22 protein-coding genes and 1 tRNA gene are annotated in these 26,550 nt (G+C 70.5%); 14 read left to right on the forward strand and 9 right to left on the reverse strand.

The features are described from left to right. Positions 1-353 precede the first annotated feature (353 nt). Together AC061S_RS05605 and AC061S_RS05610 are read left to right on the forward strand one after the other, a co-directional pair. A complete protein-coding gene (locus tag AC061S_RS05605; RefSeq protein ID WP_478684711.1) occupies positions 354-1,202 on the forward strand; it encodes a class I SAM-dependent methyltransferase in 849 nt (282 codons plus the stop codon). 19 nt (positions 1,203-1,221) lie between these two features. Next, positions 1,222-3,924, forward strand: a complete 2,703-nt coding sequence (locus tag AC061S_RS05610) for an ATP-dependent RNA helicase (RefSeq protein WP_478684774.1) — start codon at positions 1,222-1,224, stop codon at positions 3,922-3,924. Here the strand turns inward: AC061S_RS05610 and pgfA are convergent. The 3 genes from pgfA to AC061S_RS05625 form a co-directional block, all read right to left on the reverse strand. After that, the gene (gene pgfA / locus AC061S_RS05615; protein ID WP_478684712.1) at positions 3,914-4,891 is read right to left on the reverse strand and encodes a cell envelope lipid trafficking protein PgfA; all 978 of its coding nucleotides are present in this window, start codon (positions 4,889-4,891) and stop codon (positions 3,914-3,916) included. The two genes, AC061S_RS05610 and pgfA, sit on opposite strands and share 11 nt — an antisense overlap. Before the next feature lie 14 nt (positions 4,892-4,905). Further along, the gene (locus AC061S_RS05620) at positions 4,906-5,046 is read right to left on the reverse strand and encodes an SPW_0924 family protein (RefSeq protein ID WP_243338278.1); all 141 of its coding nucleotides are present in this window, start codon (positions 5,044-5,046) and stop codon (positions 4,906-4,908) included. A 319-nt stretch (positions 5,047-5,365) separates the two neighbouring features. Continuing rightward, entirely contained in the window at positions 5,366-6,694 is a 1,329-nt protein-coding gene (locus tag AC061S_RS05625) for a lytic transglycosylase domain-containing protein (protein ID WP_478684713.1), read from the reverse strand. A 176-nt stretch (positions 6,695-6,870) separates the two neighbouring features. Here AC061S_RS05625 and AC061S_RS05630 point away from each other — a divergent pair, with 176 nt between their 5' ends. Then, entirely contained in the window at positions 6,871-7,746 is an 876-nt protein-coding gene (locus AC061S_RS05630; protein WP_478684714.1) for a DUF4184 family protein, read from the forward strand. A 38-nt stretch (positions 7,747-7,784) separates the two neighbouring features. Here the strand turns inward: AC061S_RS05630 and polA are convergent, their stop codons facing one another. Further along, entirely contained in the window at positions 7,785-10,508 is a 2,724-nt protein-coding gene (gene polA / locus AC061S_RS05635) for a DNA polymerase I (RefSeq protein ID WP_478684715.1), read from the reverse strand. A gap of 422 nt (positions 10,509-10,930) precedes the next feature. Between polA and AC061S_RS05640 the strand changes: the two genes are divergently transcribed. From AC061S_RS05640 to AC061S_RS05675, 8 genes are all read left to right on the forward strand, one after another. After that, positions 10,931-13,219 (forward strand): FdhF/YdeP family oxidoreductase, encoded by a 2,289-nt coding sequence (locus AC061S_RS05640; RefSeq protein WP_478684716.1) that lies wholly within the window; start codon positions 10,931-10,933, stop codon positions 13,217-13,219. Between the two features lie 54 nt (positions 13,220-13,273). Next, positions 13,274-13,747, forward strand: coding sequence for a PaaI family thioesterase (locus AC061S_RS05645; RefSeq protein ID WP_266909588.1), 474 nt, complete (start codon positions 13,274-13,276; stop codon positions 13,745-13,747). A 276-nt stretch (positions 13,748-14,023) separates the two neighbouring features. Beyond that, complete coding sequence (locus AC061S_RS05650; RefSeq protein WP_478684717.1) at positions 14,024-14,422, forward strand: hypothetical protein; 399 nt, start codon at positions 14,024-14,026, stop codon at positions 14,420-14,422. Positions 14,423-14,963: 541 nt separating this feature from the next. Next, the gene (locus AC061S_RS05655; RefSeq protein ID WP_478684718.1) at positions 14,964-16,202 is read left to right on the forward strand and encodes a branched-chain amino acid ABC transporter substrate-binding protein; all 1,239 of its coding nucleotides are present in this window, start codon (positions 14,964-14,966) and stop codon (positions 16,200-16,202) included. Between the two features lie 122 nt (positions 16,203-16,324). Beyond that, positions 16,325-17,257, forward strand: a complete 933-nt coding sequence (locus AC061S_RS05660) for a branched-chain amino acid ABC transporter permease (RefSeq protein ID WP_478684719.1) — start codon at positions 16,325-16,327, stop codon at positions 17,255-17,257. Between the two features lie 5 nt (positions 17,258-17,262). Beyond that, a complete protein-coding gene (locus AC061S_RS05665; RefSeq protein ID WP_478684775.1) occupies positions 17,263-18,987 on the forward strand; it encodes a branched-chain amino acid ABC transporter permease in 1,725 nt (574 codons plus the stop codon). Positions 18,988-18,992: 5 nt separating this feature from the next. Next, on the forward strand, positions 18,993-19,904 hold the full coding sequence (locus AC061S_RS05670; RefSeq protein WP_478684720.1) for an ABC transporter ATP-binding protein: 912 nt from the start codon (positions 18,993-18,995) through the stop codon (positions 19,902-19,904). Continuing rightward, positions 19,901-20,617 carry an ABC transporter ATP-binding protein gene (locus AC061S_RS05675; RefSeq protein WP_385379383.1) on the forward strand — a complete coding sequence of 239 codons (717 nt, stop codon included), beginning with the start codon at positions 19,901-19,903 and terminating at the stop codon, positions 20,615-20,617. Before AC061S_RS05670 ends, AC061S_RS05675 begins: the two co-directional genes overlap by 4 nt. A gap of 83 nt (positions 20,618-20,700) precedes the next feature. Here the strand turns inward: AC061S_RS05675 and AC061S_RS05680 are convergent, their stop codons facing one another. Continuing rightward, positions 20,701-21,357 (reverse strand): ANTAR domain-containing response regulator, encoded by a 657-nt coding sequence (locus tag AC061S_RS05680; RefSeq protein ID WP_405494097.1) that lies wholly within the window; start codon positions 21,355-21,357, stop codon positions 20,701-20,703. Between the two features lie 92 nt (positions 21,358-21,449). On the opposite strand from AC061S_RS05680, the gene AC061S_RS05685 reads away from it, so the two are divergent. Both AC061S_RS05685 and AC061S_RS05690 read left to right on the forward strand, forming a co-directional pair. Continuing rightward, positions 21,450-21,532, forward strand: a tRNA-Leu gene (locus AC061S_RS05685). A gap of 84 nt (positions 21,533-21,616) precedes the next feature. Continuing rightward, on the forward strand, positions 21,617-22,393 hold the full coding sequence (locus AC061S_RS05690) for a helix-turn-helix domain-containing protein (RefSeq protein ID WP_478684721.1): 777 nt from the start codon (positions 21,617-21,619) through the stop codon (positions 22,391-22,393). Here the strand turns inward: AC061S_RS05690 and AC061S_RS05695 are convergent. Together AC061S_RS05695 and AC061S_RS05700 are read right to left on the reverse strand one after the other, a co-directional pair. Further along, complete coding sequence (locus tag AC061S_RS05695; RefSeq protein ID WP_478684722.1) at positions 22,390-22,851, reverse strand: MarR family transcriptional regulator; 462 nt, start codon at positions 22,849-22,851, stop codon at positions 22,390-22,392. The genes AC061S_RS05690 and AC061S_RS05695 overlap by 4 nt on opposite strands. A gap of 33 nt (positions 22,852-22,884) precedes the next feature. Next, positions 22,885-23,508 (reverse strand): TetR/AcrR family transcriptional regulator, encoded by a 624-nt coding sequence (locus AC061S_RS05700; RefSeq protein WP_478684723.1) that lies wholly within the window; start codon positions 23,506-23,508, stop codon positions 22,885-22,887. Between the two features lie 86 nt (positions 23,509-23,594). On the opposite strand from AC061S_RS05700, the gene AC061S_RS05705 reads away from it, so the two are divergent. Next, positions 23,595-24,167 carry an RBBP9/YdeN family alpha/beta hydrolase gene (locus tag AC061S_RS05705; RefSeq protein WP_478684724.1) on the forward strand — a complete coding sequence of 191 codons (573 nt, stop codon included), beginning with the start codon at positions 23,595-23,597 and terminating at the stop codon, positions 24,165-24,167. A gap of 16 nt (positions 24,168-24,183) precedes the next feature. On the opposite strand, the gene pyk is transcribed toward AC061S_RS05705, so the two are convergent. Together pyk and AC061S_RS05715 are read right to left on the reverse strand one after the other, a co-directional pair. Beyond that, positions 24,184-25,611, reverse strand: coding sequence for a pyruvate kinase (gene pyk / locus AC061S_RS05710; RefSeq protein WP_478684725.1), 1,428 nt, complete (start codon positions 25,609-25,611; stop codon positions 24,184-24,186). Between the two features lie 160 nt (positions 25,612-25,771). Further along, positions 25,772-26,473, reverse strand: coding sequence for an SIMPL domain-containing protein (locus AC061S_RS05715; RefSeq protein ID WP_478684726.1), 702 nt, complete (start codon positions 26,471-26,473; stop codon positions 25,772-25,774). Between the last annotated feature and the right edge of the window lie 77 nt (positions 26,474-26,550).

Raw genomic sequence — 26,550 nt, forward strand, 5'->3', positions numbered from 1 at the left:
TAAGGGCTCCGGTTACGGACAGAAAGTCGTAGGTACTGCTACGCCGGGAGCCCTTATCGGCATCTGCCGAAGAAGCCGGACAGCCAAGGAAGCCCCAGTTCCGCGAAGTGCGGGGTGGGGGCCTCGAAAACCGAGGGGTCATCAACAGATACAAGCGCAGCCTGCTAGGTCTGAGGAGCACAGGCTCGCAGCGCAACTTGTAGCATACGGGGGCAGCCGGACAGGGTCAATGCGCGAAGGCGCACACCTCGGGCGGATCACCGCACAACCGGCACAATTAATGGGCGGGCAGGCGCCGATGGCCCTTCCCGCCCGCTTTCCGCAGACATTCGCAGACTACGACGACGGGCCCCATGAACCAAGAGGACTACGCCCCCGAAGAGGCGTACGAAGCCGGATCGGCCGCCGAAGACGATTCCGAGGCCACGCGGCGTGACGCGGGGGAAGCGGAGAGCAGCCGGGCGAGCCGCGGCTGGTGGGACCGCAACGCCGACGAGTACCAGAGCGAGCACGGCGCGTTCCTCGGCGACGACCGCTTCGTCTGGGGCCCCGAGGGCCTGGACGAGGCGGAAGCGGCCCTGCTCGGCCCCGCCGCCTCCCTCAAGGGCAAGGACGTCCTGGAGATCGGCGCCGGCGCCGCCCAGTGCTCGCGCTGGCTGGCCGCCCAGGGCGCCCGCCCCGTCGCCCTGGACCTCTCCCACCGCCAGCTCCAGCACGCCCTGCGGATCGGCGAGGACGTTCCGCTGGTCGAGGCCGACGCCGGCCGCCTCCCCTTCCGCGACGCCTCCTTCGACCTCGCCTGCTCCGCCTACGGGGCCGTCCCCTTCGTCGCCGACCCCGTGAACGTCATGCGCGAGGTGCGCCGCGTCCTGCGCCCCGGCGGCCGCTGGGTCTTCTCCGTCACCCACCCCGTCCGCTGGGCCTTCCCCGACGAGCCGGGCCCCGAGGGTCTGTCCGTCGCCGCCTCCTACTTCGACCGCACCCCGTACGTGGAGCAGGACGAGCAGGGCCGCGCCGTGTACGTGGAGCACCACCGGACCCTAGGCGACCGGGTACGGGACGTGGTCGCGGGCGGCTTCCGCCTCGTCGACCTGGTCGAGCCGGAATGGCCCGCGTGGAACAGCCAGGAGTGGGGCGGCTGGTCCCCGCTGCGCGGCAACCTCATCCCCGGTACGGCGATCTTCGTGTGCGAGCGGGACTGAGCCGGTGACGGGACAGCGCGTGATCCGTACGGCCGACCTCGACTCCCTTCCCGTACGGGAAGCCCTGCCCGCGCTCGTCTCGGCGCTCGACGCCCACGGCGCCGCCGTGCTCTGCGCCCCGCCCGGCACCGGCAAGACCACGCTGGTGCCGCTGGTGCTGGCGGGGCTGGTGGGGCCGGCCGGCAGTGGATCGGCGCCCGGGCCGCGCCGCCGGGTCGTGGTCGCCGAACCCCGCCGGATCGCCGCCCGCGCGGCGGCCCGGCGGATGGCCCACCTCCTCGGCGAGCAGGTCGGCGCCTCGGTGGGCTTCACCGTGCGCGGGGAGCGGGTGATGGGGCCCTCCACCGTGATCGAGGTGGTCACCACCGGGGTGCTGCTCCAGCGGCTCCAGCGGGACCAGGAGCTCTCCGGGACCGACCTGGTGATCCTGGACGAGTGCCACGAGCGGCACCTCGACGCCGACACGGTCGCCGCCTTCCTCCTCGACGTACGCGCGGCCCTGCGCCCGGAGCTGCGGCTCCTCGCGGCCTCGGCGACCACGGACGCGGCCGGCTGGGCCCGGCTCCTCGGCGGCGCCCCGGTCGTGGAGGCGGCCGGTGTCTCCCATCCGGTGGAGACCGTGTGGGCCCCGCCGGCCCGCCCGGTGCGGCCGCCGCACGGGATGCGGGTGGATCCGGCGCAGCTCACGCACGTGGCCTCGGTGGTGCGGCGGGCACTGGCGGAACGTTCCGGCGACATCCTCTGCTTCCTGCCCGGCGTCGGCGAGATCGCCCGGGTCGCCGGGCAGCTCGGCGCGGCCGACGCGGAGGTCCTCCAGATACACGGCCGCGCCCCGGCCTCCGTCCAGGACGCGGCGCTGTCCCCCGCCGCGCACCGCCGGGTCATCCTCTCCACCGCCGTCGCGGAGTCCAGCCTGACCGTGCCCGGCGTACGGATCGTCGTGGACTCGGGGCTGGCCCGCGAACCCCGGGTCGACCACGCCCGGGGCCTGGGAGCGCTGGCCACCGTACGGGCGTCCCGCGCGGCCGGCCGCCAGCGCGCGGGCCGGGCCGGGCGCGAGGCCCCGGGCACGGTGTACCGCTGCTGGGCCGAGGCGGAGGACGGGCGGCTGCCCGCGTACCCCTCCCCCGAGATCCGGATCGCGGACCTCGCGCAGTTCGCCCTCCAGGCCGCCTGCTGGGGCGACCCGGACGCCACCGGCCTGGCCCTGCTCGATCCGCCGCCGGCCGGGGCGATGGCCGCGGCCCGCGAGGTGCTGATCGCGGTGGGCGCGGTGTCCCCGGCCGGGCGGCCTACCCCGCGGGGGCTGCGGATGGCCCGGCTCGGCCTGCACCCGCGCCTCGCCCGCGCCCTCCTCGACGGCTCCGCCGCGCTGGGCCCGCGGCGATCGTCGGAACTGGTGGCCCTGCTCAGCGAGGAGCCGCCGCGGGAGTACGGGGACGACCTGGCCGCCGCCTGGCGACGGGCTCGCGCGGGCGGCGACCCGTACAGCTCCCGCTGGCGCGCGGAGGCCAGGCGCCTGGAGCGCGCGGCGGCGGAAGGCGGCCCTGCGGGGCATTTCCCCACCCCGCCCCTTCCCGATTCCCGGGGCTCCGCCCCGGACCCCGCGCCTCAAACGCCGGCGGGGCTGGATTCTCCAGCCCGCCCGGCGCTTGAGGGCGCGGGCGCGCAGCGCACGCACGGGGCCCGGGGCGGAGCTCCGGTTTCGGGAAGGGGCGGGGTGGGGGAAAGCTCCGTCCCCGACGACGCCGCCGCCGGGCTCGTCGCCGCGCTGGCGTTCCCCGAGCGGGTGGCCAGGGCCAAGGGCCAGGGAGCCTTCCTCATGGCCTCCGGGACCGGGGCCGAGCTCAGCGAGGGGTCTGGGCTGCGCAGCGCGCCCTGGCTGGCTGTCGCGGTCGCCGACAGGCCACCGCACTCCGCGTCCGCCCGCGTCCGCCTCGCGGCCCTCCTCGACGAGGACACCGCCCGCACGGCGGCGGGCCACCTGTTCCGCGAGGGAGAAGAGGTGCACTGGGAGGACGGAGCCCTCGTCGCCCGGTCCGTGGAACGGCTCGGCGCCATCGAGCTCGCCGCACGCTCCCTGCGCGACCCCGACCGGGTACTCGTCAGGGCCGCGCTGCTCGACGGACTGCGCACCGAGGGGCTCGGCCTGCTGCGCTGGACCCCGGACTCGCAGGCACTCCGGGCCCGGCTCGGCTTCCTGCACCGCACGCTCGGCCAGCCCTGGCCCGACGTAGCGGACGACGCGGGGCTGCTGGAGCGGGCCGACGACTGGCTGGAGCCCGAGCTGTCACGGGCCCGCCGGCGGGGTGACCTCGCGCGGATCGACGCCGGGCAGGCGCTGAACCGGCTGCTGCCCTGGGCCACCGGCGAGGCCGCCCGGCTCGACGAGCTGGCCCCGGAGCGGATCGAGGTGCCCAGCGGGTCCCGGATCCGCGTCGACTACGCCGCCGAGCACGGGCAGCCCGTGCTGGCGGTCAAGCTCCAGGAGCTGTTCGGGTTGGCCGAGACCCCCCGGGTCGCGGGGGTCCCCGTACTCGTCCATCTCCTGTCGCCCGCCGGCCGGCCCGCCGCGGTCACCGCGGACCTGGCCTCCTTCTGGCAGGGCGGCTACCGCGCCGTCCGCGCCGAGCTCCGCGGCCGCTACCCCAAGCACCCGTGGCCCGAGGACCCGGCTACCGCCGAGCCCACCCGGCACACCAACGCCCGGCTCAAGCGCTGAGCGGCCCCTCCCGCTCGGGGCGTCGGCTGCGCGCCTCCAGCAGCAGCGCGAGCCCGAAGAGGGCGAGCCCGCCGGCCGCCAGCCCGATCGGGGCGTACGTGTGCAGCGCGAGGACCATGGTCCGGTTCGACTTGACCAGGTCGACGGTGTAGTCGCTGTAGTCCTCGCGGATCTTCACGTGCCCGGCGAAGACGGTGAGCTTCCCGTCGGGCGCGCTGCCCGCGATGCTCCCGCCGCGCATCTCCTGCTGGATCTCCTGCTCGGCGTTGACGGGAGCCCCGGTCACCGGGTCGACCCAGAACTTCGCTTTGGTCGTGTACCAGAGGCTGGTTCCGGTGGTCTGCTCGAACGTCGCCGGGTCGATGGCCTCGACCGGCATCTTCTTCGGCAGCCCGACCTTCGTCCACGGCACGGTCTGCTCGAAGTAGTAGACGTCCATGCCCTTGAACGTGCGCGGACCGACGTAGTGGATGGGCGAGGAGGTGCGGGTCTGCTGGTCGAAGTAGAGGTAGTCGCGCGGCTCGGTGAAGAACGGCCACTTGAACTCGATGCCCTCGCGCTTGACCGGATCCCCGTCCACCGCCTCGCCGGTGGCGTGCACCGGGTCCTGGCTGTGCGCGTCGAAGATGTAGCGCTCCGGGATCTGGGAGACCATCTGCCCGTCCGGGCCCATGATGTGGGTCAGCGTGTCCCAGACCACGACGTCCTTGCCGGCGCTGGCCTCGATCTCCCTCGACGCCTCGACGTTGCCCTTGAGGGTCTGGACGATGGTGACCTTGTCGACCTTCTTGGGCTGCAGGGTGGAGTAGTCGATGAGGGTCGCATCCTTCGCCTCCAGCACCATCTCCTGGTACTGGTTCGGCGGGATCTTGGCGAGCCTGGGGTACGCGTACCAGCGCAGCAGCGGTGCGAGAGCTGCACAGAACACGGCTACGGCTAGCAGGACGAGGCTTGCTCTGCGTCGCATGGCCGGGCCCTCCTCTACTTTCCGGGCGCGGCGGGCGCGGTGGTGAGCAGGGGCTTCGGTGAGGTCTTGCCTTCCGGCGCCCCCGTCGCCGTGATGGCGAAGACGAGGAGCACCGCGAGGACGAGACCGCTGGCGGCGGCGACGAATGCGCGCATGCCGGGGCCTCCGGAATCTGATTGGTCGTCAGGGCGGTGGCACCGTAGCAATGCGGGTGACAGATGAGAACCGTTTGCGCCACTGCTCGCGCGGGGACCTCGCGGTGGCCCGGTGACGGCGTGGACGCCGTCGCCGTCGTCGCGGGAACGCACCAGGTCCGGGCGGCCGATGCGCGGCTCGCACGCGGCCCCCGGATTCGCGGCGACGGCGCCGCCGGGGCCGGCCGGGGGCAGCCCCGCGCCGTGTCCCGGGCCGCGCGGGGTCACGCCGGGGCCCCGCCCCCGCTCGGGGGGCGGGCGGCGGTGCGCGTCGGGGGCGTCAGGGGGTCGGCGTGGGCGCCGGCGCGGCGGCGGGCGCGGAAGCGGACGCTGACGGCTTGGGCTTCGGCGACGGTGAGACCGAAGCCGTGGGCTTCGGAGCGGGCGTCGGCGACTGCGTCGGGCCCGGGGTGGGCTTCGGGCTCGGCGTGGGGCTGGGGGTGGGCTTCGGGCTCGGCGTCGGGCTCGGAGTGGGCTTCGGGCTCGGCGTCGGCTTCGGCGAAGGCGTCGGGCTCGGAGTCGGCGTCGGGCTCGGCGTCGGCTTCGGCGAAGGCGTCGGGCTCGGAGTCGGCGTCGGGCTCGGAGTCGGGCTGGGCGCAGTCGGGCTCGGCGTAGGCGTCGGCTTCGTCGAAGGCGTGGGCTTCGGCGTCGGGCTCGGGCTCGGCTTCGGAGGTGTCACCACCGGGGTGCCACCGCCGCCGCTGCCGCTCCCCCGGCCGTCCGGGACCTCGTGCGTGCCCTTCAGGTAGTACGTGAACCACGACCGCACCGTCCGCAGGTACGCGGAGGAGTGGTTGTACGACAGCACGGCCCGGTCCAGATCCGCGTCCACCCGCAGGTCACGCGTACCGGCACACAAGTAGCGGCCGGCCGCGAGCGCGGCGTCGTGGACGTTGTTGGGGTCGCGTCGGCCGTCGCCGTTGGCATCCTGGCCCCAGGAGGCCCACGTGGACGGAATGAACTGCATCGGCCCGATCGCACGGTCGTAGCGCGAGTCCCCGTCGTAGGCCCCGCCGTCCGTGTCCGAGATGTTCGCGAAGCCGTTGCCGTCGAGCACGGGGCCCAGGATCGGCCGCAGCGTCCTGCCCGCGGTGTCGACCTGGCCGCCGCGCGCCTGCCCCGACTCGACCTTGCCGATCGCCGCGAGGAGCTGCCAGCGCAGTCCGCATCCGGGGTCGTTCCTGCCGACCGCCTGCTCCGCGGTGCGGTAGGCGGCGAGCACGCTCGCCGGTATCCCCTGCGCGCCTTCCGTCCCGCCCATGGCCACGGGCTCGTTGCGCGGCCCCGGATCGGCGGCGGCCGGCACCGCGGGCTGCGGCGTCGCCCCGTCCTCGGGCAGCAGCACGGCCGGCGGCTCGGGGCTCACCAGCGGCGGCAGGGCGGTGAAGTAGGAGCCGTCCCCCGCGGAGGCGTCGGGCACGGGAGCGGGCGCCGGCTCCGCGACCGGTGCCGCGTCCGCACCGGCCGCGACCGGTCCCTGCGAGGCGGTCAGCACGGCGGCCACGAGAGCGGAGACGAGCACGGCGGCCCCACCCTTGCGCACCACCCGGCCGAATCGGGCCGACATCCCCGCGGACGCGCGCCCCGGTATCCGAATCCGAGCCGTCATGAGCTGGACCCCCCTCCCCCTCGACGTCCGCGTGACCCTACGTCAACTCGCTGGACAGGGCACGCATCGTGGGTGGGAATTCATGATTTCCTCATGAGTTCCGCCGGCCACCCATACTGGAGCCACCGATCGCACCGACCCGCACCGGTCGATGAGCCGAGCCGAGACAAGGTCCCATGCCGTTCACCCTCAGCCACGCGGCTGCCGTACTGCCCGCCATCCGCCGGTCCGGTCGTGCGCGAGGCCCCCTCGTCGGCTCGGCCCTGGTCCTCGGGTCGTTCGCGCCGGACACCTTCTACTTCGCCGACACGGTCGTCTCGGGCCTCAAGCCGTACGGCACCTTCACGCACTCGCTGCCCGGGATCCTGACCGCCGACGCGGTACTCACCGCCGTGCTCGCGGCGTGCTGGCTGCTGCTGCGCGAGCCGCTGATCGCGCTCCTGCCCCGCGGCCGGCAGGGCAGGGTGCACGCATTCGTCCGGGGCGAGGAGTGGCGCGGGCGCCGACTGCCCGCGCTGGCCCTCTGGTTCTACCTCTCGGCCGTCATCGGCTCCCTCACGCACGTGGTGTGGGACGCCTTCACGCACGTCGACCGCTTCGGGACGCGCACCCTGCCGGAGCTGGGCGAGCCCCTCGCCCTCGGGCTGCCCCTCTACTCGTACCTGCAGTACGGGACTTCGGCGCTCTCGGCCTGTTTCCTGCTCTGGTTCACGGCGACCGCGCTGCGCCGGCTGCCGGACTCGCCGGCCCCCGGGTCCGTCCCGGTGCTCGGCCGGGCCGAGGTGTGGGGCGCGCTCGCGCTGGTCCTCGTGTGCGTGGCGGTCGGGGTCACCCTGCGCGTGCTGCGCTTCTTCACCTTCTTCGACCGGATCCGCACGCCGCTCGACATCATCCCGACCGTCTGTTTCGGCGCGGGCGGCGGTCTCGCCGTCGGGCTGCTGCTGTACGGGGTCCTCGTGCGGCTGCACCAACGGCGGGTCCGCGACCGCTCGGACGCGGACACAGACGCAGACGCAGACGGGGACACGAGAACGCCCGTCCCCACCGCGTAGGCGGGGACGGGCGCTGCCCGGGCCACGGGGGCCGGGGATCAGTGCGCGGCGGACTCCCAGTCGGGGCCGACACCCACGGACACGTCCAGCGGGGCCCGCAGGTCGACGGCGGCGGCCATCTCGCGGCGCACCAGCTCCTCCACCTGCTCGCGCTCGCCGGGCGCGATCTCCAGCACGATTTCGTCGTGGACCTGGAGCAGCATCCGCGACTTCAGCCCGGCCCCGGTGATCGCCTTGTCCACGCGCAGCATCGCGACCTTCACGATGTCGGCGGCGGTGCCCTGGATCGGCGCGTTCAGCGCCATCCGCTCGGCGGCCTCGCGGCGCTGGCGGTTGTCGCTGTTGAGGTCCGGGAGGTAGCGGCGACGGCCGAAGACCGTCGCCGTGTAGCCGGTGGCGCGGGCCTCCTCGACGACGCGGCCCAGGTAGTCCCGGACTCCGCCGAAGCGCTGGAAGAAGGTCTCCATCAGGCCGCCGGCCTCGCCGGGCGCGATGTTCAGCTGCTGGGCGAGGCCGAACGCGGAGAGCCCGTAGGCCAGACCGTAGGACATGGCCTTGATCTTGCGCCGCATCTCGGCGTCGACCTCGGAGCGCTCGACGCCGAACACCTGCGAGGCGACGGTGGTGTGCAGGTCCTCGCCCGACTGGAAGGCTTCGAGCAGGCCCTCGTCCTCGGAGAGGTGGGCCATGACGCGCAGCTCGATCTGGCTGTAGTCGGCGGTCATGAGGGATTCGTAGCCCTCGCCGACGACGAATCCGCGGCGGATGGCCCGGCCCTCGTCGGTGCGCACCGGCACGTTCTGCAGGTTGGGGTCGGTGGAGGACAGCCGGCCGGTGGCGGCGACGGTCTGGCTGAAGCTGGTGTGCACCCGGCCGTCGGCGGCGATCATCTTGACCAGGCCCTCGACGGTCACGCGCAGCTTGGCCTGCTCCCGGTGGCGGAGCATGAGCACGGGCAGCTCGTGGTCGGTCTGGGTGGCCAGCCAGGCCAGCGCGTCGGCGTCCGTGGTGTAGCCGGTCTTGGTCTTCTTCGTCTTCGGCAGGTCCAGCTCGCCGAAGAAGACCTCCTGGAGCTGCTTGGGCGAGCCGAGGTTGAACTCGTGGCCCACCGCCGCGTGCGCCTCCTTCACCGCCTGCTGCACGGCGGCGGCGAACTGCTGCTCCATCGCTTCGAGATGGCCCTGGTCGACGGCGATGCCGGCCCGCTCCAGGCGGGCCAGCAGCTCGGAGGTGGGCAGCTCCATGTCGTGGAGCAGCTCGGCCGCGCCCACCTCGTGCAGCTTCACCGCGAAGGCGTCGCCGAGGTCCAGGACGGCGCGGGCCTGCGCCATCAGGGCCTCCGCCTCGGCGGTGTCGTCGGCGCCGAAGGCGAGCTGCCCGTCGGCGGCGGCGGGCGCCAGCTCCCGGTGCAGGTACTCCTGGGAGAGCACGTCCAGCGCGAAGGAGCGGCGGCCCGGCTTGACCAGGTAGGCGGCGAGCGCGGTGTCCATGGCGACCCCGGCCAGGGTCCAGCCGTGCTCCTGGAAGACCCGCATCAGGGCCTTGGCGTTGTGCACCACCTTGGGCTGGGCGGCGTCGGCGGCCCAGGCGGCGAAGGCCCGCTCGTCGGCCTCGTCCAGCGCGGACGGCTCGAACCAGGCGGCCGCTCCTGCGGCCGAGGCCAGCGCGATCTCGGAGACGTTGCCGGTGCCGAGCGCCCAGCTGTCGACGGTGGAGATGCCGAGCGGGGCGCCCGCCTGGCTCTCCAGCCACGGCGCGAGCTCGCCGGCGCCGAGCACGGAGCCGTCCAGCTCCACGGCGGCGGCCGCCGGGGCCGGGGCCTCCTCCTCGGCGGCGCCCGGGTCGACGGCGAGCAGCCGCTCGCGCAGGGAGGCGTTGCGGATCTCCAGTACGTCCAGGACTCCGGTGACGGCCGTCCGGTCGTAGGGGGCGCGGGCCAGGTCGGCGGGGGTCTTGGGCAGGGCGACGTCCTTGACCATCTCGGTCAGGACCCGGTTGAGCTTCACGGCGTCCAGGTGGTCGCGGAAGTTCTGCCCGGCCTTGCCCTTGACTTCCTCGGCGCGCTCGACGAGCTCCGCGAACGACCCGAACTGGGTGATCCACTTGGCGGCGGTCTTCTCGCCGACGCCCGGGATGCCGGGGAGGTTGTCGGACGGGTCGCCGCGCAGCGCCGCGAAGTCCGGGTACTGCTGCGGGGTGAGTCCGTACTTCTCCTCGACCTTCTCCGGGGTGAAGCGGGTCAGCTCGGAGACGCCCTTGGTCGGGTAGAGCACGGTCGTGTGCTCGGAGACGAGCTGGAAGGAGTCCCGGTCGCCGGTGACGATCAGCACGTCGAAGCCGAGGGCCTCGGCCTGCGTGGCGAGCGTCGCGATCACGTCGTCGGCCTCGAAGCCGTCGACCGCGAAGCGCGGCACGCTCATCGCGTCGAGGAGCTCGCCGATCAGCTCCACCTGCCCCTTGAACTCGTCGGGGGTCTTGGAGCGGTTCGCCTTGTACTCGGGGAACTCCGCCGAGCGCCACGTCTTGCGCGACACGTCGAACGCCACCGCGAAGTGCGTGGGCGCCTCGTCGCGCAGCGTGTTCGCCAGCATCGACGCGAACCCGTAGATGGCGTTGGTCGGCTGCCCCGTCGCGGTGGTGAAATTCTCCGCGGGCAGCGCGAAGAACGCCCGGTACGCCAGGGAGTGCCCGTCCATGAGCATCAGGCGGGGGCGGTCCGCTGCGGTCGGCTGGTCGGTCTTCTTCGATGCTGAATCTGCCACGCCCCCGATCCTAGGCCGCCGGACTGACAATTCCGGCGCCGGTGGTCACCCGGTCAGCGGCGGCCGGCCGGGCCCGGCCCCGCGCGGGCCAGTCCACCGTCGCCTCCGGGGGCCGGCCACCATCCCTCCCGGGGCCCGACCACCGTCCCTCCCGTGGCCCGACCGCCGTCCTTACCCTGGCCCGACCACCGCCACCCCCGGGGCCCGACCGCCGCCTCCCCCGGGCCTCCCCTGCAACTCCCCCAGGTCTCCCCGCCCGGCTCCCCCGGCGCATCCGTCACAGCGGCCGCCCCCGGCGCACCCGCACGGCCTCCGGACGCTCCGTACCACCCTCCCGCCCTCCCGGCCACCCGGCCACCGTGAAAGGATCGGAAGTGCTGCACTATGTGCCGCATTCGCACGCACGCTCGAAGGGGAGCGCCATGGCCACCAAGCCGCCCGTAGGGGATCCCGTACAGGACGCACCCCAGGTGACGCCCCCCAAACACGCGGCCGCCGGCCTGCCCGCGATCGGGCACACCCTGCGGATCGCGCAGGAGCAGATGGGCCTGGCCCGTACCGCCCGCACCCTCCTCAAGGTCAACCAGAAGAACGGCTTCGACTGCCCGGGCTGCGCCTGGCCCGAGGGCGACAAGCGGCACACCGCCGAGTTCTGCGAGAACGGCGCCAAGGCCGTCGCGGAGGAAGCCACCCTGCGCCGGGTCACCCCCGCCTTCTTCGCCGCGCACCCCCTGGCCGACCTGGAAACCCGCTCCGGCTACTGGCTGGGCCAGCAGGGCCGGATCACCCAGCCGATGTACCTCCCGGCGGACGGCGACCGCTACGAGCCGGTCGGCTGGGAGCGGGCCTTCGAGATCATCGCGGAGGAACTGCGCGCCCTGGACTCCCCCGACGAGGCCCTCTTCTACACCTCGGGCCGCACCAGCAACGAAGCGGCCTTCCTCTTCCAGCTGTTCGTCCGCGAGTTCGGCACCAACAACCTCCCCGACTGCTCGAACATGTGCCACGAGTCCTCGGGCTCCGCACTGAACGAGACGATCGGCATCGGCAAGGGCAGCGTCTCCCTCGAAGACCTCCACCAGGCCGACCTGATCATCGTCGCCGGGCAGAACCCGGGCACCAACCACCCGCGCATGCTCTCCGCCCTGGAGAAGGCCAAGTCCGCCGGCGCGAAGATCATCTCGGTGAATCCGCTGCCCGAGGCCGGCATGGAGCGGTTCAAGAACCCGCAGACCCCGCTCGGCATGCTCAAGGGCACCGCCCTCAACGACCTGTTCCTCCAGATCCGCATCGGCGGCGACCAGGCCCTCTTCCGCCTCCTCAACAAGCTGGTCATCGAGGCGGGCGGCGCCACCGACGAGGAGTTCATCCGCGAACACACCCACGGCTACGAGGAGTTCGCGGCCGCCGCCCAAGACACCGACTGGGACGAGACCCTCACCGCCACCGGCCTGCCCCGCCCCGACATCGAACGCGCCCTGGCCATGATCCTGGCCTCGAAGCGCACCATCGTCTGCTGGGCCATGGGCCTGACCCAGCACAAGCACTCCGTCGCCACCATCCGCGAAGTCGTCAACCTGCTGCTCCTGCGCGGCAACATCGGCCGCCCCGGCGCCGGCGTCTGCCCCGTCCGCGGCCACTCCAACGTCCAGGGCGACCGCACCATGGGGATCTTCGAGCGCCCCGCGCCCGCCTTCCTCGACGCCCTCGACAAGGAATTCGGCATCACCTCGCCCCGCGAGCACGGCTTCGACGTGGTCCGCTCCATCCAGGCCCTGCGCGACGGCGAGGCCAAGGTCCTCTTCGCCATGGGCGGCAACTTCGTCGGCGCCACCCCCGACACCGAGGTCACCGAGGCCGCGATCCGCCGCGCCTCCCTGACCGTGCACGTCTCCACCAAGCTCAACCGCTCCCACGCGGTCACCGGCAAGCGCGCCCTGATCCTGCCCACCCTCGGCCGCACCGACAAGGACGTCCAGGCCTCGGCTCCCGGTAAAAAGGGCACGGCGCAGTTCGTGACCGTCGAGGACTCCATGGGCATGGTCCACTCCTCCCGCGGCAACCTCGCCCCCGCCTCCCCGCACCTGCTCTCCGAGCCCGCGATCGTGGCCCGCATGGCCCGCGCCGTCCTCGGCGAGGCCTCCGCGACCCCGTGGGAGGAGTTCGAACGCGACTACGCGGCCATCCGCGACCGGATCTCCCGCGTCATCCCCGGCTTCGAGGACTTCAACGCCCGCGTCGCCCGACCCGGCGGCTTCCAGCTCCCGCACGCCCCCCGCGACGAGCGGCGCTTCCCCACGAAGACCGGCAAGGCGAACTTCACCGCCGCCCCCGTGGAGTACCCGCGCCTCCCGGCGGGACGCCTGCTCCTGCAGACCCTGCGCAGCCACGACCAGTACAACACCACGATCTACGGCCTCGACGACCGCTACCGCGGGATCACCGGCGGCCGCCGCGTGGTCATGGTCAACCCCGAGGACGCCGCCGAGCTCGGGCTCGCCGACGGCTCGTACACCGACCTCGTCGGCGAGTGGCGCGACGGCGTGGAGCGGCGCGCCCCCGGCTTCCGCGTCGTCCACTACCCGACCGCCCGCGGCTGCGCCGCCGCCTACTACCCCGAGACCAACGTGCTGGTACCCCTCGACTCCACCGCGGACACCAGCAATACCCCCGCGAGCAAGTCCGTCGTCGTGCGCTTCGAGCCGGCCTGATAGAACGACCCGAACACAAGATGGTTAACGAACGTTGACGAACGGAGTCGGCCCATGGGCGAGCAGCAGCACGCGGTGAAGTTCCCGCAGGAGGTCCTCGACGAGTACACGGCCCTGGGCATCGACCTGCCCGCACTGTTCTCGGCGGGGGACCTCGGCAAGCGGATGGACATCCGCATCCTCGAAGCCTCCGCCGAGCGCGTCGTCGCCACCATGCCCGTCGAGGGCAACACCCAGCCCTACGGACTCCTCCACGGCGGGGCCTCCGCCGTGCTCGCCGAGACCCTCGGCTCGGTCGGCGCGATGATGCACGGCGGCATCACCAAGGTCGCCGTCGGCGTCGACCTGAACTGCACCCACCACCGCGGCGCCCGATCCGGCCTGGTCACCGGCGTCGCGACCCCCGTGCACCGGGGCCGCTCCACGGCCACCTACGAGGTGGTCATCACCGACGAACAGGACCGCCGGGTCTGCACCGCGCGCCTGACCTGCCTGCTGCGCGACGTCGAAGCGGCCCCCGGGGCCTGACCCCGACGCGCCCGGCCACGGGCCCGGGCCCGCCCCGCGAGGGGCGGGGGCCGGGCCCTCGCCGCATCCGCCGGAACCACCCGCGGCACACCCGCCACCTCTGCACCCCCTGCACCCCTGCACCCCTGCACCCCTGCGACCCCTGCACCCCGCGGCGCGCCCGCCACTCCCGCACCCCGCCACTCCCGCACCCGCCGCCCGCCCGGAATCCGCCAGTCCGCACACGCTCCACCACAGGCTGTTGTGTCACCGATGGTGACGGCCTACCGTCCCCCCATGGGGACCACGCCACGCACCGCGCTCCCGTACGCCGCCGCCGTCCTCGCCGCACTGGTCCTGCCCGGATGCTCCAACTCCGCCCCGCACGCCGCCCCGAGCTCCTCCGCCGCCGCGCCCAGCCCCTCCCCACCTGCCCAGATCTGCACCGCCCTGGTCTCGTACTGGGCGAAAGAGGCACTCAAGGGCAGCAAGTGGTCAGGGCTGGACTGGGAGCAGAAGGGTCTGTCCAACGATCAGTACGCGATCCACGAGGAAGCCGTCGCCGCCGGCCGGGCCGAGGAGCGAACCCATGGGCAGACAAAGGGACTTGAGCTGATCGACCGGCTCGTGACACAGCGCTGCGCCGAGCAGGACGGCGCCACCCGGAGCTCCGAGAACTGGCGCCCTCCCCGGTGATCCGGGTGACCGGAATCGTGCGTGCCATGTCCGGCTTCCGGTCACTTGTCGACGTACCGCCCCTTCGCAGGTCGAGGGGCCTTTTGCCACCCGCGGAAGATCCAACTGCCCAAGTCGATCAGGTAATTCCGCTACCGTGCGTCACATCCATACCTTGCAGAATCAGCCCTTTACCTTCCTGAATGCCACCCGATGGATTCTTTCGGCCACGCACTGCAACATTCGGCCCGTTTTGATCTATGACAGGACCATGAGGCCCTCAAGCCCCTTAGAGGAACGGGGATTTCTCAGCATGTGGTCAATCCCCGAGGTCGCTAAACGCCCGATCTGTCCGCACTCCCGCCGCACATTCTTGGCCTTGGCATAACAAGAGCGTCACATCCTCCTTTCCCGCCTCCCCGCATTCGCCACCTCGGGCCTAGAGTCACGGCCAGTCACCGCGCCGCAAGGTGCGACTCAGCACGGCCGTGGACCTCCCAGTGCGGCCCGGCGAACAATCGGCACCTCATCTGAGGCGGCCGCGCCAGGGAAAGGAAGAATCGTGCGACACCGTTCTTTGCTCGTCCTCACCACCGTCCTCACCACGGGTGCACTGACCCTCACCGCCTGCGGATCCCGCGACGAGGGCAAGCCCGCGGACAAGACCGACGGAGCCAAGACCGTCGTCGTCATCGGCGTGGACGCCCCGCTCACCGGCTCCCTCTCCGCGCTCGGCCAGGGCATCAAGAACTCTGTCGACCTCGCGGCCAAGACGGCCAACAAGAACAACGAGGTCCCGGGCATCGAGTTCAAGGTCGAGGCCCTCGACGACCAGGCGGTCCCCGCCTCCGGTCAGGCCAACGCCACCAAGCTCGTCGGCAACAAGGAGGTCATCGGTGTCGTCGGCCCGCTGAACTCCGGCGTCGCCCAGCAGATGCAGGGCGTCTTCGCCTCCGCCAACCTGGCGCAGGTCTCGCCCGCCAACACCAACCCCTCGCTCAGCCAGGGCGACAACTGGGGCAAGGGCGAGTACAAGCGCCCCTTCAAGACCTACTTCCGCACCGCCGCCACCGACGTGGTCCAGGGCAAGTTCGCCGCCCAGTACCTCTTCAAGGACGCCGGCAAGAAGAAGGTCTTCGTCGTCGACGACAAGCAGACCTACGGCGCCGGCCTGGCCGCGATCTTCTCCGACGAGTTCAAGAAGCTCGGCGGCGAGGTCATCGGCACCGACCACGTCACCGTGAAGGAGACCGACTTCTCCTCCACCGCCGACAAGGTCAAGAGCTCCGGCGCCGACTCCGTCTACTTCGGCGGCCAGTACCCCGAGGGCGGCCTGCTCGCCGACCAGATCAAGAAGGCCGGCGCCAACGTCCCGCTCATGGGCGGCGACGGCATCCAGGACCCCGCCTTCATCAGCGCCTCCGGTGAGGCCAACGAGGGCGACCTCTCCACCTCCATCGGTTACCCGGTCGAGAAGCTCCCCACCGCCAAGACCTTCATCGCGGACTACGCGGCCGGCGGCTACAAGGACCCGTACGCGGCCTACGGCGGCTACTCCTACGACGCCGGCTGGTCCATCATCCAGGCCGTCAAGGCCGTCGCCGCCGCCAACGGTGGCAAGCTCCCGGCCGACGGTGCCCGCGCCGCCGTCGTCGACGCCCTCTCCAAGGTCTCCTTCGAGGGCGTGACCGGCAAGGTCGCATTCGACCAGTACGGCGACACCACCAACAAGCAGCTCACGGTCTACAAGGTCGAGGGCGGCAAGTGGGTCGACGTCAAGAGCGACACGTTCAACCAGTAATCCAGTAGTACCGGGCCCGGTCCGTCCGACCGGGCCCACCCTCCCCAAAGAACCAGCCGCGCGAGGGCGCAACAGCGCCCTCGCGCGGAGTCTTATCCGACACGCTCATCGGAGGCCCTGCGGTGCACGAACTGCCGCAACAGCTGGCCAACGGCCTGTCCCTCGGTGCTCTCTATGGCCTCATCGCCATCGGGTACACCATGGTCTACGGCATCGTCCAGCTCATCAACTTCGCCCACGGCGAGATATTCATGATCGGCGGGTTCGGCGCGCTCACCGCGTACACCGTCCTCCCGACCGGCACATCCCTGCTGATCGCGATACCCGTCATGATCGTCGGAGGCGCACTCGCCTCAGTCGCCGTGGCCACCGCAGCCGAACGCTTCGCGTACCGACCCCTGCGCAGCGCACCCCGGCTCGCCCCGCTCATCACCGCAATCGGCCTCTCGATCGCGCTCCAGCAGCTCGTCTGGCAGTTCTACCCGGACGCCAAGAAGGCCGTCAGCTTCCCCGAATTCAAGGGCGCGGCCTTCAAGATCACCGACAGCCTCGCCATCCAGCGCGCGGACGCCTTCGTCCTCGTCCTCGCACCCCTGTGCATGCTCGCCCTCGGCATCTTCGTCTCCAAGAGCCGCAGCGGCCGAGCCATGCAGGCCACCGCGCAGGACCCCGACACCGCCAAGCTGATGGGCATCAACACCGACCGCATCATCGTCATGGCCTTCGCCATCGGTGCCGCGTTCGCCGCCGTCGCAGCCGTCGCCTACGGCGTCGACAAGGGCCAGATCAACTTCGAGATGGGCTTCATCCTCGGACTGAAGGCCTTCACCGCAGCCGTCCTCGGCGGCATCGGCAACATCTACGGCGCCATGGTCGGCGGCGTGGTCCTCGGCCTCGCCGAAGCCCTCTCGATCGCATACATCGAAGAGATCCCCGGCATGCAGCAGCTCGGCGGTGGAGCCTGGTCCAACGTCTGGGCCTTCGTACTCCTCATCGTCGTCCTCCTCGTGCGGCCACAAGGCCTGCTCGGTGAGCGCGTCGCGGATCGGGCGTGAGAACCATGACCACCAACACCACCCCGCAGACCGCCCCGGCCAAGCAGGGCCCCGCCCCCGCCGCACTGCTCTACGCGGTCGTCGCCGGCAGCCTCCTCACCATCGTCAGCGCCTTCCTGGCCTGGACGTGGACCGACGAGTTCCCCGGTGACCTGACCTACTACGGCAGCCCCGCCAGCCTCCAGTACGTCACCCTCGTCGGAGCAGCCCTCACCCTCGCCTTCGCGCTCTCCGCGCTCGGCATCAAGGGCTTCCACTGGCTGACCCCCGCCGGATCCCACAAGGCCGTCAAGTTCCTGGCCCTCGGAAACTTCCTGGCCACCTGGTTCACGGTCATCTCCATCGTCGTCGTCCTCGGCAAGATCGCCGACCTCGACCCCGGCGCCTACGCAGCCCTCGTCGGCTCGCTCATCCCGGCCCTCGCCGCGCTGAAGCTCACCGACGACAGCCACAAGGCGGCCCCCGCCAAGCCGCTGCCCTCCTGGGCCGAGATCCTCATCATCACCGGCGTCTTCGCCCTCGGCCTCTACGTCGTCACCTTCGGCATCGACACCGACGACAAGGAACCGCAGCTCTTCGTCGCCTACCTGATCACCGTCGGCTTCGCCGCCTTCGGCCTGCTCAAGTCGGGCCTCCTGGACCGGTTCAGCACCATCACGGCGAAGAACCGGCAGGTCACCCTCATCGGGACCGCCGCCGCCGCGATCGCCTTCCCGTTCATCCAGCAAAGCGGCGACACCTACACGCTCATCGCGGTCAACATCCTGATCTTCGCGACCGTCGCCCTCGGCCTCAACGTCGTCGTCGGCCTCGCCGGCCTCCTCGACCTCGGCTACGTCGCCTTCCTCGGCGTCGGCGCCTACGCCGCGGCCCTGGTCTCCGGAAGCACCGCCTCCGCGTTCGGCATCCAACTGCCCTTCTGGGCAGCGGTCATCGTCGGCGCCCTCGCCTCGCTCATCTTCGGCGTGGTCATCGGCGCACCGACCCTCCGCCTGCGCGGCGACTACCTCGCCATCGTCACCCTCGGCTTCGGAGAAATCTTCCGCATCGCCATGGGCAACCTCGACGGCCAGTCCGGCCCCGACATCACCAACGGCCCCAACGGCATCCCCAACATCCCCCACCTCGAACTCTTCGGGTGGAACTTCGGGGAATCCCACGTGGTCGGCGGCATCACCCTCGGCGCCTACGCCAACTACTACTTCCTGATGCTGCTCGTGATGGCCCTGGTCATCGTGATCTTCGCCCGCGCCGGCAACAGCCGCATCGGCCGCGCCTGGGTCGCCATCCGCGAAGACGAGACCGCCGCCGAAGCCATGGGCATCAACGGCTTCAAGGTCAAGCTCATCGCCTTCGCCCTCGGCGCCACCCTCGCCGGCCTCGCCGGCACCGTCCAGGCACACGTCAACAGCACGGTCGTCCCCGAGAACTACGTCTTCGCCGGGCCCGTCCCGCCGAACTCCGCGTTCCTCCTCGCCGCCGTCATCCTCGGCGGCATGGGCACCATCCGCGGCCCCATCCTCGGCGCCGCACTGCTCTTCCTGATCCCGGCGAAACTGGCCTTCCTCCAGGACTACCAGCTCCTCGCCTTCGGCATCGCCCTCATCCTGCTCATGCGCTTCCGCCCCGAAGGCCTCATCGCCAACAAGCGCGCGAAGCTCGAGTACCACGACGAAGAGACGACTGACCAGGCCCCCACGGACCTGGCCACCGCCAAGGCGGGGGCGTGAACGACATGACCACCACAGACACCACCACCACGACCACCGTGCTCGAAGCCAGCGGCGTCACCATGCGCTTCGGCGGCCTCACCGCCGTCAAGGGCGTCGACCTCACGGTCAACGCCGGCGAGATCGTCGGCCTCATCGGCCCCAACGGCGCCGGCAAGACCACCTTCTTCAACTGCCTCACCGGGCTGTACGTCCCCACCGAGGGAACCGTCAGCTACAAGGGCACCGTCCTGCCGCCCACGCCCCACAAGGTCACCGCAGCAGGCGTCGCCCGCACCTTCCAGAACATCCGGCTCTTCCACAACATGACCGTGCTGGAAAACGTCCTCGTCGGACGCCACACCCGCACCAAGGAAGGCCTCTGGTCCGCCCTCCTGCGCGGCCCCGGCTTCAAGAAGGCCGAAGCCGCCAGCGAAGCGCGCGCCATGGAACTCCTGGAGTTCATCGGCCTGAAGCACAAGGCCGGACACCTCGCGAAGAACCTCCCCTACGGTGAACAGCGCAAGCTCGAAATCGCCCGCGCGCTGGCCAGCGACCCCGGCCTCATCCTCCTGGACGAGCCCACCGCCGGCATGAACCCGCAGGAAACCCGCGCCGCCGAAGAACTCATCTTCGCGATCCGCGACATGGGCATCGCCGTCCTCGTCATCGAGCACGACATGCGCTTCATCTTCAACCTCTGCGACCGCGTCGCCTGCCTCGTCCAGGGCGAAAAACTCATCGAGGGCACCGCCTCCGAAGTCCAGGGCGACGAACGCGTCATCGCCGCCTACCTCGGCGAACCCTTCGAAGGCGCCCCCGGCGCGGAGGAAGTGGCCGAAGTCGAGGCCGCCGAAGCCGCCGCCCCGGACGCCGCCGACACGGACGCGGACGCGGACAGCACCACCAGCACGGACACGGAAGGAGAGGCCAAGTGACCGCACTGCTCAAGGTCGAAGACCTCAAAGTCGCCTACGGCAAGATCGAAGCCGTCAAGGGCATCTCCTTCGAAGTCAACGAAGGCGAAATCGTCTGCCTCGTCGGCACCAACGGCGCCGGCAAGACGACCACCCTGCGCACCCTCTCCGGGCTCCTCAAGCCCACCGCGGGCAACATCACCTTCGACGGCAAGCCCCTGGCCGGCGTACCCGCCCACAAGATCGTCTCCATGAAGCTGGCGCACTCCCCCGAGGGACGCCACATCTTCCCCCGGCTGACGATCACCGAGAACCTCCAGCTCGGCGCCTTCCTCCGTACGGACAAAGAAGGCATCGAGAAGGACATCCAGCGCGCCTACGACCTCTTCCCCATCCTGGGAGAGCGCCGCAAGCAGGCCGCCGGAACCCTCTCGGGCGGCGAGCAGCAGATGCTCGCCATGGGCCGCGCCCTCATGTGCCAGCCCAAGCTGCTCATGCTGGACGAGCCCTCCATGGGCCTCTCCCCGCTGATGATGCAGAAGATCATGGCCACCATCGCCGAACTCAAGGCGACCGGCACCACGATCCTCCTGGTCGAGCAGAACGCCCAGGCCGCCCTCTCGCTGGCCGACACGGCCCACGTGATGGAGATCGGCAAGATCGTCCTGTCCGGCACCGGCCAGGAGCTCCTGCACAACGAGGACGTCCGCAAGGCGTACCTCGGCGAGGACTGAGCACTCCCCCTCGTCGTACGAGTGAGGCCCGCCTCCGGATCCTGGATCCGGAGGCGGGCCTCGTTCGTTCTCGCTACGTCCTACTACTCACCCTTGGCGGCGGCCTTCTTCTCCTCGGCGTCCTCGATGACGGCCTCGGCGACCTGCTGCATGGACATCCGGCGGTCCATGGAGGTCTTCTGGATCCAGCGGAAGGCGGCCGGCTCCGAGAGCCCGTACTGCGTCTGCAGGATGCTCTTCGCGCGGTCCACGAGCTTGCGGGTCTCCAGGCGGAGCGAGAGGTCGGCGACCTCCTTCTCCAGCGCACGGAGCTCGGCGAAGCGCGAGACGGCCATCTCGATGGCCGGGACGACGTCGCTCTTGCTGAAGGGCTTCACGAGGTACGCCATGGCCCCGGCGTCACGCGCGCGCTCGACGAGATCGCGCTGCGAGAACGCGGTCAGCATCAGCACGGGGGCGATGGACTCCTCCGCGATCTTCTCGGCCGCGGAGATCCCGTCCAGGACGGGCATCTTCACATCAAGGATGACCAGGTCGGGACGGTGCTCCCGGGCCAGCTCGACGGCGGTCTGCCCGTCTCCGGCCTCCCCGACGACGGCGTAGCCCTCCTCTTCGAGCATCTCCTTGAGGTCGAGACGGATGAGCGCCTCGTCCTCGGCGATGACGACGCGCGTCGTCAGCGGCGGAACGTGCGACTGGTCGGCGTCGGGCGTGGGCGTCGACTCGTGCTCGGCGGTCACTGCGGCTCCTCTTTGCGGGGCTGTGCTGCTTGGATGAGCCTACCTAGCAGCGGCGCAGCATGGTCACCCGGTACACTCCGACGTGCAACCTTGCCGGGTTGGTGGAATGGCATACACGGATGTCTCAAACACATCTGCCCGTGAGGGCTTGCGGGTTCGAGTCCCGCACCCGGCACTGTCCGAAAAGCGGACGTTCACCTTCGCGTGAACGTCCGCTTTTTGCTACGTACAGCCATCGCGCGTCGCTCAGAGTGGCATCATGGAGTTTCACGCGCTCGAAGTACGACAAATGGCCGTTTCGCTACTGCGCAGCGGCACACGAAATGCTGAAGTAGCCCGGCGCCTCAATGTGCCGCTGGGCACCGTCGGCTACTGGAAACACGTGGACCGGTCCAAGCGCGACGAGTGCCCCGGTTCTCACAATCCAGATTGCCCCCGCTGCGATGACAGCCCGCTCGACCTACCCGCCTACTCGTACCTGCTTGGCCTCTACCTTGGCGACGGCCACATAAGCCGCTACTCGGGCCACCGAGTGCCCAACCTCATGATCACCTGCGACGATCACTGGCCCGGGCTCATGGACCTGGCTGAGCAAGCCGTACAACGGGTATTCCCCTTCAACCAGGTCTGCCGGGTCCGCAAAGTCGGCTGCCACAACATCAAGGTCTACTCGAAGCACCTTGAGTGCCTCTTCCCGCAGCACGGTCCCGGCAAGAAGCATGACCGCCGCATCGCCCTCGTGGACTGGCAGCAGGCCATCGTGGACGCCCACCCATGGGAGTTCATCCGGGGGCTGATCCACTCCGACGGGTGCCGGGTCACCAACTGGACCGTCCGCAACGGCAAGCGCTACGAGTACCCCCGGTACTTCTTCACCAACAAGTCCGACGACATCCGGAAGCTCTGCACGGACACCCTCGCGAAGGTCGGCGTCCAGTGGACGATCCTGGCCCGGGGCAGCGACCCGTTCAACGTGTCCATCGCAAGGAAGGCGTCCGTCGCGCTCATGGACGAGCACATCGGTCCGAAGTACTAGCCCGGCAGGTCGCCGCTACCGCCCAGGTTGGCGACCAGCCGCCGCAGGCCGTCGATCGTCGCCGCGTACGCCGCATCGTCCACACCCTCCCGCATCCGCGCGTGCACCTTCGCGTTGCGGTCGTGCGCGCGCACGCGGCCGGCCTCGCCCTGCTCCGTGAGGGTCAGCACGCCGCCCGTCTCCGTGAGCCAGCCCCGGGCCGCGAGGTCGTCGTAGAGGGCGTCGAAGTCGGTGTCCTGGTCGTCGTACGGGGTGAGCTTCTCGGTGAGGGCCGTGCGCTTCCAGTGGGCTGGGGAGGCGGCCACGTGGTTGAGGGTCCACCAGTGGGGCTGGGTGAGGTTCTCTTCGGCGAGGGCGGCGCGGAGGCCGCCTATGGCGAGGTTGGCGGCTTCGCGGGCCCAGTAGCCGATGGGCTGGGCCGCGAGCTGGTCCTGTGTGTACGTCTTCGTCGTCGTCATGCCGGGAGGCTATGACCTCAAGTCGGCTTGAGGTCAAGGCGTCTTGGTGCCCGCCAGGCCGTGCAGGACCGTCGCCACGTGGGCTTCCGCATCGGCTGGGTCCAGGGGGGCGTGGGCGATGAGGAGGCGGTACCAGAACGGGCCGAAGACCAGGTCGGTGGCGTGGTCGAGATCCGTGGTGGTGGGGAGCTCCTCGCGCGTTACCGCCCGAGTCAAGAGAGTGGCAACGACATCGCGGCGGGTGGCGACCCAGGCGCGGAATGGTTCGGCGAAGGCGGGGTCGAGCTGGGCTTCGGCCATGAGGCCGGTGAGGGCTTTGGTGCGGACGGGGTCGCGGCCGATGCGGTAGAGGTCGGTGACGAAGGCGGTGAGGTCGCCGGTGAGGGTGCCGGTGTCGGGTTCGGGGACGCGGGCGGCGGTTTCGTGGGCGTAGGCGTCCATGACGAGGGCGGGCTTGGATTTCCACCAGCGGTAGACGGTGCTCTTGGCGACGTTGGCGCGCTTGGCGACGCCTTCGATGGTGAGGGCGCCGTAGCCGTTCTCGACGAGGAGTGCGGCGGTGGCTTCGAGGACGGAGTGGTGGGCGTCTTCGTTGCGGAGGCGGCCGCCGGTGCGGGGCGGGTTGCTCGAAGAGTTGCTCGAAGGAGTGATTGACACGGCTTCACGATAGCCCTAGCGTTTTATCAAAACGCGGCGTAGCGTTTTGATTGAAGGATCGACCTAGGGATACGAGGGGCGGAGCCATGGGCAAGATCGTGATCGCGCACGGGTACGGGATGAACGCCGGGGAGCACTGGTACACGGCGACGGGTGAGGAGTTCGCCACCGAGGGGCACGAGGTGCGGATTCCGAACTTCCCCGAGCCCTTCGCGCCGGAGGCCGATGTGTGGCTGAAGGGGCTGCGGGAGGAGACGGTGGGTGCGCCGGCCGGTGAGACCGTGTTGGTGGGTCACAGTCTCGGTGGGGTGAATGTGCTGCGGCTGCTGCAGGAGCACGACACGGAGGCCGAGGGGGCGTTCGCGGGGGTGGTGTTCGTGGCGTCGATGTCCGGCGAGGTGGGGTATGACGCGTTGGCGCCGTTCTTCTCGCCGGAGTTCGACTGGCAGCGGATCCGCAGGGCTGCGCGGGAGTTCCGTGTGCTGCACGCGGCGGATGACCCGGTGACAGGGGAGGCGACGGGTGAGCATGTGATGCGGTTCGTGCGGGAGCTGGGCGCCGAGGCGCGGGTGACCGCGTCGGGCGGGCACTTCCCGAGTGCGGGTGAGAGCCGGTTGGTGTTGCCCGACGCGGTGCGTCTTATACGTGAGGTGCTGTAGCCGCTTGCGGGCGGTGTCAGCGGACTGCGTCGCCGATGTGGTGGATGCGGACGAGGTTGGTGGATCCGCTGACGCCGGGGGGTGAGCCGGCGGTGATGACGACGACGTCGCCGGGTACGCAGCGGCCGATGCGCAGGAGTTCTTCTTCGACCTGGGCGACCATGGCGTCGGTGGAGTCGACGTGGGGGCCGAGGAAGGTTTCCACGCCCCAGGTGAGGTTGAGTTGGGAGCGGGTGGCGGGGTCGGGGGTGAAGGCGAGGAGGGGGATGGGTGAGCGGTAGCGGGAGAGCCGGCGGACGGTGTCTCCGCTCTGGGTGAAGGCGACGAGGAATTTCGCGCCGAGGAAGTCGCCCATTTCGGCGGCGGCGCGGGCGACTGCTCCGCCTTGGGTGCGGGGCTTGTTGCGCTCGGTGAGCGGGGGGAGGCCCTTGGCGAGGATGTCTTCTTCGGCGGCTTCGACGATGCGGGCCATGGTGCGGACGGTTTCGATGGCGTACTTGCCGACGCTGGTCTCGCCGGAGAGCATGACGGCGTCGGTGCCGTCGATGACGGCGTTGGCGACGTCGGATGCTTCGGCGCGGGTGGGCCGGGAGTTGTCGATCATCGAGTCGAGCATTTGGGTGGCGACGATGACGGGCTTGGCGTTGCGCTTGGCGAGCTTGACGGCTCGCTTCTGGACGATGGGGACCTGTTCCAGGGGCATTTCGACGCCGAGGTCTCCGCGGGCGACCATGATGCCGTCGAAGGCGGCGACGATGTCGTCGATGTTTTCGACTGCTTGGGGCTTTTCGACCTTGGCGATGACGGGGAGGCGTCGGCCTTCTTCGTCCATGATGCGGTGGACGTCTTCGATGTCGCTTCCGCTGCGGACGAAGGAGAGGGCGATGATGTCGGCGCCGATGCGCAGGGCCCAGCGGAGGTCTTCGATGTCTTTTTCGGAGAGGGCGGGGACGGAGACTGCGACGCCGGGGAGGTTGAGTCCCTTGTTGTCGGAGACCATGCCGCCTTCGATGACGCGGGTGTGGACGCGGGGGCCGTCGACGGCGGTGACTTCGAGGGTGACGCGGCCGTCGTCTACGAGGATGCGTTCGCCGGTGGTGACGTCGGCGGCGAGGCCTTTGTAGGTGGTGCCGCAGGTGTGGCGGTCGCCTTCGTGGTCTTCGACGGTGATGGTGAATTCGTCGCCGCGTTCAAGGAGTACGGGGCCTTCGCGGAAGCGGCCCAGGCGGATCTTCGGGCCTTGAAGGTCGGCGAGGATGCCGACGCTGCGGCCGGTTTCGTCGGAAGCCTTGCGGACGCGCTGGTAGCGGTCCTCGTGTTCGGCGTAGGTGCCGTGGCTGAGGTTGAAGCGGGCGATGTCCATTCCGGCTTCGACCAGGGCTTTGATCTGGTCGTATGAGTCGGTGGCGGGGCCCAGGGTACATACGATTTTCGCTCGGCGCATGGGGCGAGCGTATGCCCCTACCAGGGAGTAGGAAATTGGTTCCGGGTGTCCACTCAACAACCTTTGAGCAAAAGGTTGTTGACAATTGTTGAATGTGCATGGGGGTGCTCTGATGAGCACCCCCGGGCACCATTTTTAGGCTGGCACAGCTTCAGGGTTTTCAGAGTCGGGGAGGGGTCATCGTGAAGCGTGCGTTCACCTGTGCGTAGACGGTCTGGCGCTGGGGTTCGAGGTCGAGGGCGGGGGCGCCTGCGTCTTCGGCGGCGCTGAAGGCCATGGTGCGCATTCCGGCGCCGGCTGTCTGGAAGGGGGTGGGGGCGTTCTCGGCTCCGAGGTCGGCGAGTTCGACGAGGGCGGCGAGTTCGGCTCCGAGGGCGGCGGCGTATTCGCGGGCGCGTTGGACGGCTTCGAGTACGGCTTGGCGGCGGGCTTCGCCGTGGGCGGGTGAGGTGGGGCGCAGGGCCCACCAGGGTCCGTCGACCTGGGTGAGTTCGAGGTCGGCGAGGCGGGTGGTGAGTTCGCCGAGGGTGGTGAAGTCGTTGAGTTCGGCGGTGAGGTGGACGCGTCCGTGGTAGGCGCGGATGCGTTCGCCGCGGCCGTGGCGGGTGAGTTCGGGGGTGATGGAGAAGGCGCCGGTTTCGAGTTTTTCGACGGGGTCGCCGTAGCTTTTGACGAGGTCGAGGACGGCGTTGTTGCGGCGGGTGAGGTCTTCGAGGGCGGTGCGCCGGTCGGTGCCGCGGGCGCTGACGGTGATGCCGATGCGGGCGATTTCGGGGTCGACTTCGAGGGTGGCTTCGCCGCGGACGGCGACGCGGGGGACTTCGGGGGTTCCGTAGGGCTGGTGCGATGCGTCCTGGGTCATGGATTCACTCTCGCACTGCTGCTCGTACGGGGGCGGTCATCGGATCGAAACCTGGTGGGGGTGTTGCGGCTTGTTAC

It is taken from the genome of Streptomyces sp. CA189 (genome assembly GCF_056428985.1).

Coding starts and splice junctions, on each gene's coding strand:
- AC061S_RS05605 (WP_478684711.1), top strand. CDS start 354: ATGAACCAAGAGGACTACGCCCCCGAAGAGGCGTACGAAGCCGGATCG.
- pgfA (WP_478684712.1), bottom strand. CDS start 4,891: ATGCGACGCAGAGCAAGCCTCGTCCTGCTAGCCGTAGCCGTGTTCTGT.
- AC061S_RS05620 (WP_243338278.1), bottom strand. CDS start 5,046: ATGCGCGCATTCGTCGCCGCCGCCAGCGGTCTCGTCCTCGCGGTGCTC.
- AC061S_RS05625 (WP_478684713.1), bottom strand. CDS start 6,694: ATGACGGCTCGGATTCGGATACCGGGGCGCGCGTCCGCGGGGATGTCG.
- AC061S_RS05630 (WP_478684714.1), top strand. CDS start 6,871: ATGCCGTTCACCCTCAGCCACGCGGCTGCCGTACTGCCCGCCATCCGC.
- AC061S_RS05640 (WP_478684716.1), top strand. CDS start 10,931: ATGGCCACCAAGCCGCCCGTAGGGGATCCCGTACAGGACGCACCCCAG.
- AC061S_RS05645 (WP_266909588.1), top strand. CDS start 13,274: ATGGGCGAGCAGCAGCACGCGGTGAAGTTCCCGCAGGAGGTCCTCGAC.
- AC061S_RS05650 (WP_478684717.1), top strand. CDS start 14,024: ATGGGGACCACGCCACGCACCGCGCTCCCGTACGCCGCCGCCGTCCTC.
- AC061S_RS05665 (WP_478684775.1), top strand. CDS start 17,263: ATGACCACCAACACCACCCCGCAGACCGCCCCGGCCAAGCAGGGCCCC.
- AC061S_RS05670 (WP_478684720.1), top strand. CDS start 18,993: ATGACCACCACAGACACCACCACCACGACCACCGTGCTCGAAGCCAGC.
- AC061S_RS05690 (WP_478684721.1), top strand. CDS start 21,617: ATGGAGTTTCACGCGCTCGAAGTACGACAAATGGCCGTTTCGCTACTG.
- AC061S_RS05695 (WP_478684722.1), bottom strand. CDS start 22,851: ATGACGACGACGAAGACGTACACACAGGACCAGCTCGCGGCCCAGCCC.
- AC061S_RS05705 (WP_478684724.1), top strand. CDS start 23,595: ATGGGCAAGATCGTGATCGCGCACGGGTACGGGATGAACGCCGGGGAG.
- pyk (WP_478684725.1), bottom strand. CDS start 25,611: ATGCGCCGAGCGAAAATCGTATGTACCCTGGGCCCCGCCACCGACTCA.
- AC061S_RS05715 (WP_478684726.1), bottom strand. CDS start 26,473: ATGACCCAGGACGCATCGCACCAGCCCTACGGAACCCCCGAAGTCCCC.